Here is a 4,842-nt window from a genome sequence, read left to right as displayed (position 1 = left end):
CCGGCTTCTTCAAGAAGAGCTGGCCACGGCTTAAGATTTCCGTGTCTCATACACCGCTGGAACGGCGGGGTGTGCCTGCCGATGCTGCGGCTGCGGGCTGCGGCGTCGGGTACTGTTTTTTAACAGTAATGGAGGGACAGTAAGCCCTGGGAACAGCCAGGCAAGTCCTGATGAAGCAGGAATTCTGCGACGACAAGTCTTAGGGTTTTACTGCCCGAAAGGGCAATAGAATCCCGCGACTTTAGTCGTGGGAGGTTCAAAACACGCATCTGTTGGCTATTTTTAATGCGCCCGCCCCAGAAGTGATTTTAGGGTCTGACATCTTAAAATTCAACCCTGCCAGCATCATGTCCCATACTTATTGTCTTGACGAAAATCAATGAAAGCAGACAACTGCGCCGGTTAGACCATCGACCTATATAGGTCCATACAAGGGCTGCGGCAAGGTAAAGGAAAACACACCTCACCAAGGGATAACTCAGCAGTATCAGCAGCCTCAGTATATTCACCAATACCCGGCTTACATCCCTTCGTACCAGCAATACTGGGGATAAGGAAAAGCAGGCAAAACAATCGATGCGGAAGACCTATGTTCTTTTTATGGCATTTTATTCAGATGCAGCGTCTGTATCTATATGAATAAAAGTCGATTCTTCCTGTGCCAGGAAGAATCGGCTTTTTGAAATTAAAAATTGCTTCGTGCCTGTTTACGGCATATCTTTAGCTAGGCCTGCCTGAAGGCTTCATTCAGAAAGCGGCAGTCACTCGCTCATTGGAATCATTCTTTATGAGAGAAAGACGCCCGGTATTTCTCTTCAATAAGACGGCTTGCCACTTCCTGCATGCTCGTTCCTTGTTCAGCTGCCAGTTGTTTGATCCACTGTTTAGTTTCGTGCGACAGCCGGACCGTAAGGATTTCTTGTTCAGATTCAATCGCCATGACTCCATTTTTGTACTTCGTCTGGCCTTCTTCCATCCGAGCGGAAACAAACTCTGCCAGTTCCCCGTTTATCTCATAAAACACGCAATCCTTTAGAAGAATCACCAGCCGGTCACCCGTGACATGCATGTACATATTCGATACGTAGGCATGCTGGTAAAGCGCATCCATGAATTGGTAGGTAAGAGAGTAGCGGAGTGGAAGATTGATTTTTGCATAGCCGGGTGTGCCGGTTCTTTTGCCGAATTCAACGGGATAATCCGGCGACAGCCGGTAACCGTAAACCCCTTCATTATAGGAGAGTTTTTGGCCTGTTGCCGGCACGATAAAATACCAGTCGCCCAGCCCCTCCCGAAACAGTCTCGCTTCAGGAACGGAAGAAGAAGAAAAGCGCTGGTAAATGGCTTCTTGTTTCTTCCGATTGTAAAAATGCCGCTGTTTTAAGCGGTCTGCCTGTACCCGCTCCTGATGCACCTCTGCAAACTCTTGAATATCAGCTTCTTTAATAAAAGTGACGGTCCGCCCCCGAGCCTCCTGCTGGATGGAAGGAAGGATACCTTCATTCACGTAGGTCTGAACTGTTGATCGGTTGGTCTGCAAAAATTTTGCTGCTTCATTGAGTGTCAGACCAGGTTTATCGTCAGGCATGCTTTCCACAAACTTTTCCACTTGTTCCTTTTCAAACAGCAGTCCGTGGTACCCGCCCCATAAATCCTCCACCGGTGTTAGCTTTCCTTCCTGCACGTATTTATGTACGGTCACTGTTGAGCGGTTAATTAATGAAGCCACTTCTTTCGTTGTGTAATATTCCTTTTGATTCAAACTTATCACCTTTTCTATGTCGTTGATTAATAGATTGATTATGTATAATTTCGTTAATTTAATTAATTATAAAACATTTTTATTTGCATTAAAGTAAAACTAATGTGACTTTTTATTAACAGTTAAGATATTGAAGCATTTATCTTTTATAAAATAATAAACTAATTTGATTATTAGTTTAACATTTTTAATTTGATTTTAAATTGTTAATATAAAATATTATAAATTCATTATTTAAAAATTAGTATTTTATTAACATAAATTAATATAAATAATTTTCATTTTTTATATAATATAATAAGTGAAACAAAGAACCTATTTTTTTCAGTTAAATAAACCAATAAATAAAGAAAAATAAATGTATTTTTACTATAATTAATAAGAAGATATTTATAAACATAATTAAGTACATAATGAAATGTTTACTATTGCTTTTATAGATTAGTAAAAGGAAGGTGAAAGGCAAGTGAATAATTCATTACTCGCTAAACGGAATGGAAGCTTATTTCCAGAAAATCCTTCAGCGGCAGTGCAGCATATCATCGAGCGGATGGATCGGGCGGAAAAGGAAAAGAGGGAGCCGTTTGATGAGTTGGATGACCGTGATGTCATTCATTATTTCCTTTATCGAGATACAAACTTAAACGAGGCGGCGCAGCGCTCCAAGCGGACAATTCATGAATATGAATTGGAATTAGATCAGTTCGTGCAGAACATGCTGAAGTTCGCACCGGAAATCGGCATAGATATAGAAGAAATAGTGGAAGGATCACTTTTTAAAAGTTTGCGGCCGCGGCATATCCGGCGTTATCAAGAGTGGCTGGCAGCAAAGAGTCCTTACGTCCAAAAAAACGGAGCTTATTCGGCGGCTGCGCTGGCGCGGAAAACCGTTGTATTAAAGAGCTTCTTAAAATTTTTATATAAGTACCGCTACATTAGAGAAGCGCTTCATGAAAGCCTGGTATCTGCGACAGTCAGAAAAGAGGACCGGCCAAACCGCGATCTAGGGCCAAATGAGGTCATTCAGCTTCTTGATTACTTTGAAACGAGCGGGAATCCGATCGTTTTCAGCCTGATCCATGTTTTAACAGGGACGGGACTGCGCAATGATGAATTATGCCGCCTAAAGGTGTCCGATGTGCGGTTTGATTCTATTCTGGGAGGCTATTATCTCCATGTGATCGGAAAAGGGAACAAGGAAAGGGAGATCCCGCTCAAAGAAAAAGTGATGAACAGCATCATCCGTTACCGAAAAGCGCGTTTTTTGCCCGCTCAGTTTCCAAACGGAAGCGAGGAGCCGCTGTTTCCCAACAGCAAACATAAACCGTACCGGCCATCGTATCTTTCTACGTTTCTCGCCAATGCCATTGAAAAGGCCCCTATCTATTCAATTCAGGCAAGAGAGAAGAGGATTACCCCCCACGTATTCCGGCACAGCTTTGCGATTATTAGTTATCTAAACGGTGTTGATGTGTATGACATTATGCGGGCGCTCGGCCATGAACAAATAGAAACGACGATGATCTACTTGCAGAAAATTATGAGCCGCGAACAGCACGCGATTCATAAGTGGAAAGACGATGCTCTTGGAAAATATATATAATAGGAAGAAACTCGTCAAAGGACATTTGTTTTTCATCATAAAGGGGAGCAGGCTCAACACGGAATTTGCAGGCCGACAAACGTCTCCGACTCATAAAGGAAGCCATCACCCAAATTCAAATAAGTTCAAAAGCGCCGCTCCGGCTGGTGGAGCGGCGTTTTCCTGATTGAAGGCGGGAAAATAACAATGAAGTTGAAGGAGAAGAATGAATGATGAACAAAAAAGGGGATAAGGCAACAACAGTTACATAATTATATCTGAATTTTTAAAATATTTGTAAATTTTATCGAAAAAATAGTAGATATATAGGGGTAAAGAGTGTATAATAATTGCCATACCCGATTCGAAAAGAGAGAGCTGAGAGGATAGAGATCTTTTTAAGATATGATTGCTTTTATAGAAGCAGACATGGCCTGCAAGGTTCAGCCCGTCGGTGTTTCAGCTTCCGTTATTGGACAATCTCTCTATACGCTGGCTCCATTAAATTGAATAACCCGCCCGTAAAGGGGAGTAGCGTCAGGCATTATAGCCTGAAATAAAGTCGTCATGACGTGGTTACATATCCACCGGCTTTATTGACCTATCATTAGTGTTCAGCGAGACCTTTGCCATTTTTTAATGGCAGAGGTCTCTTTATTTTTTCATAAAAAAACAAAAGGGGAGTCAGAGCATGGAAACAGAATTTCTTACCGCTTTATTTGCCATTATTATGATTGATCTTGTGCTGGCTGGCGATAACGCTATTTTGATTGGTCTTGCAGCGCGAAAGTTACCAAAGCATCAGCAGAAAAAAGTAATTTTATGGGGAGCCATAGGGGCGATTGTTATTCGAACGATTGCTACACTTCTCGTCGTCTATCTGCTGGAGATTCCGGGTCTTCACTTAATCGGCGGTATCCTGCTTGTATGGATTGCTTATAAGCTGCTGGTGGAGGAAGAAGAACATGAGGTTACCGCAGCTGATTCACTATGGGGAGCCATTAAAACCGTTATTATTGCCGATGCCTTGATGGGACTTGACAACGTCCTGGCAGTGGCCGGTGCTTCTCATGGGAATATGCTTCTTGTGACGATTGGGTTACTTGTTTCCATTCCGGTAGTTATGTGGGGAAGTACCATCATTTTGAGAATGATTGAAAGGTTCCCGATCATCGTTACGATTGGAGCGGGTATTCTTGGCTGGACAGCAGCTAAGATGATTGTAGGAGAACCGTTTATGTCAGGATTCTTTGCCAATCCGTTTGTGAAATACGGATTTGAAATCGTAGTTGTAGCGGGAATCATCACCGCTGGTACATTAAAGCAAAAGAGAGCGGCGAAAGAACAGGCTAGTCAGAAAGGTGCACCAAAAGCAGTTTAATTAGGAAAAGGGAGACAGTCGAAGAGTGAACTGAACCCCGAATAGTAGACACTTTAAAAAAAGTGGACCTATTCGGGGTTTTTCTATTTTTCTTAGCTTAAAACCCCGTTATACTAA

3 protein-coding genes and 1 pseudogene are annotated in these 4,842 nt (G+C 42.4%); 3 read left to right on the top strand and 1 reads right to left on the bottom strand.

Annotated features, from left to right (window positions below; genetic code table 11):
- Nucleotides 1-254: 254 nt before the first annotated feature.
- A pseudogene (locus QY97_RS20920) lies at nt 255-554 on the top strand (cupin domain-containing protein); the annotation flags it as partial.
- 224 nt (nt 555-778) lie between these two features.
- On the opposite strand, the gene QY97_RS18465 reads toward QY97_RS20920, so the two are convergent.
- Nucleotides 779-1,762: a helix-turn-helix domain-containing protein gene (locus QY97_RS18465; RefSeq protein ID WP_039231451.1), complete on the bottom strand. Its 984-nt coding sequence runs from the start codon at nt 1,760-1,762 to the stop codon at nt 779-781.
- Between the two features lie 466 nt (nt 1,763-2,228).
- Here QY97_RS18465 and QY97_RS18460 point away from each other — a divergent pair, with 466 nt between their 5' ends.
- Both QY97_RS18460 and QY97_RS18450 read left to right on the top strand, forming a co-directional pair.
- Entirely contained in the window at nt 2,229-3,365 is a 1,137-nt protein-coding gene (locus QY97_RS18460; RefSeq protein WP_039231449.1) for a tyrosine-type recombinase/integrase, read from the top strand.
- 670 nt (nt 3,366-4,035) lie between these two features.
- Nucleotides 4,036-4,725 carry a TerC family protein gene (locus QY97_RS18450; protein WP_039231444.1) on the top strand — a complete coding sequence of 230 codons (690 nt, stop codon included), beginning with the start codon at nt 4,036-4,038 and terminating at the stop codon, nt 4,723-4,725.
- Nucleotides 4,726-4,842 lie beyond the last annotated feature (117 nt).

It is taken from the genome of Bacillus thermotolerans (assembly GCF_000812025.2).
Classification (GTDB): Bacteria; Bacillota; Bacilli; order Bacillales; family Domibacillaceae; genus Quasibacillus; species Quasibacillus thermotolerans.
Note: the sequence above shows the minus strand (reverse complement) of the source record. Positions and strands in the feature narration are given on the sequence as shown.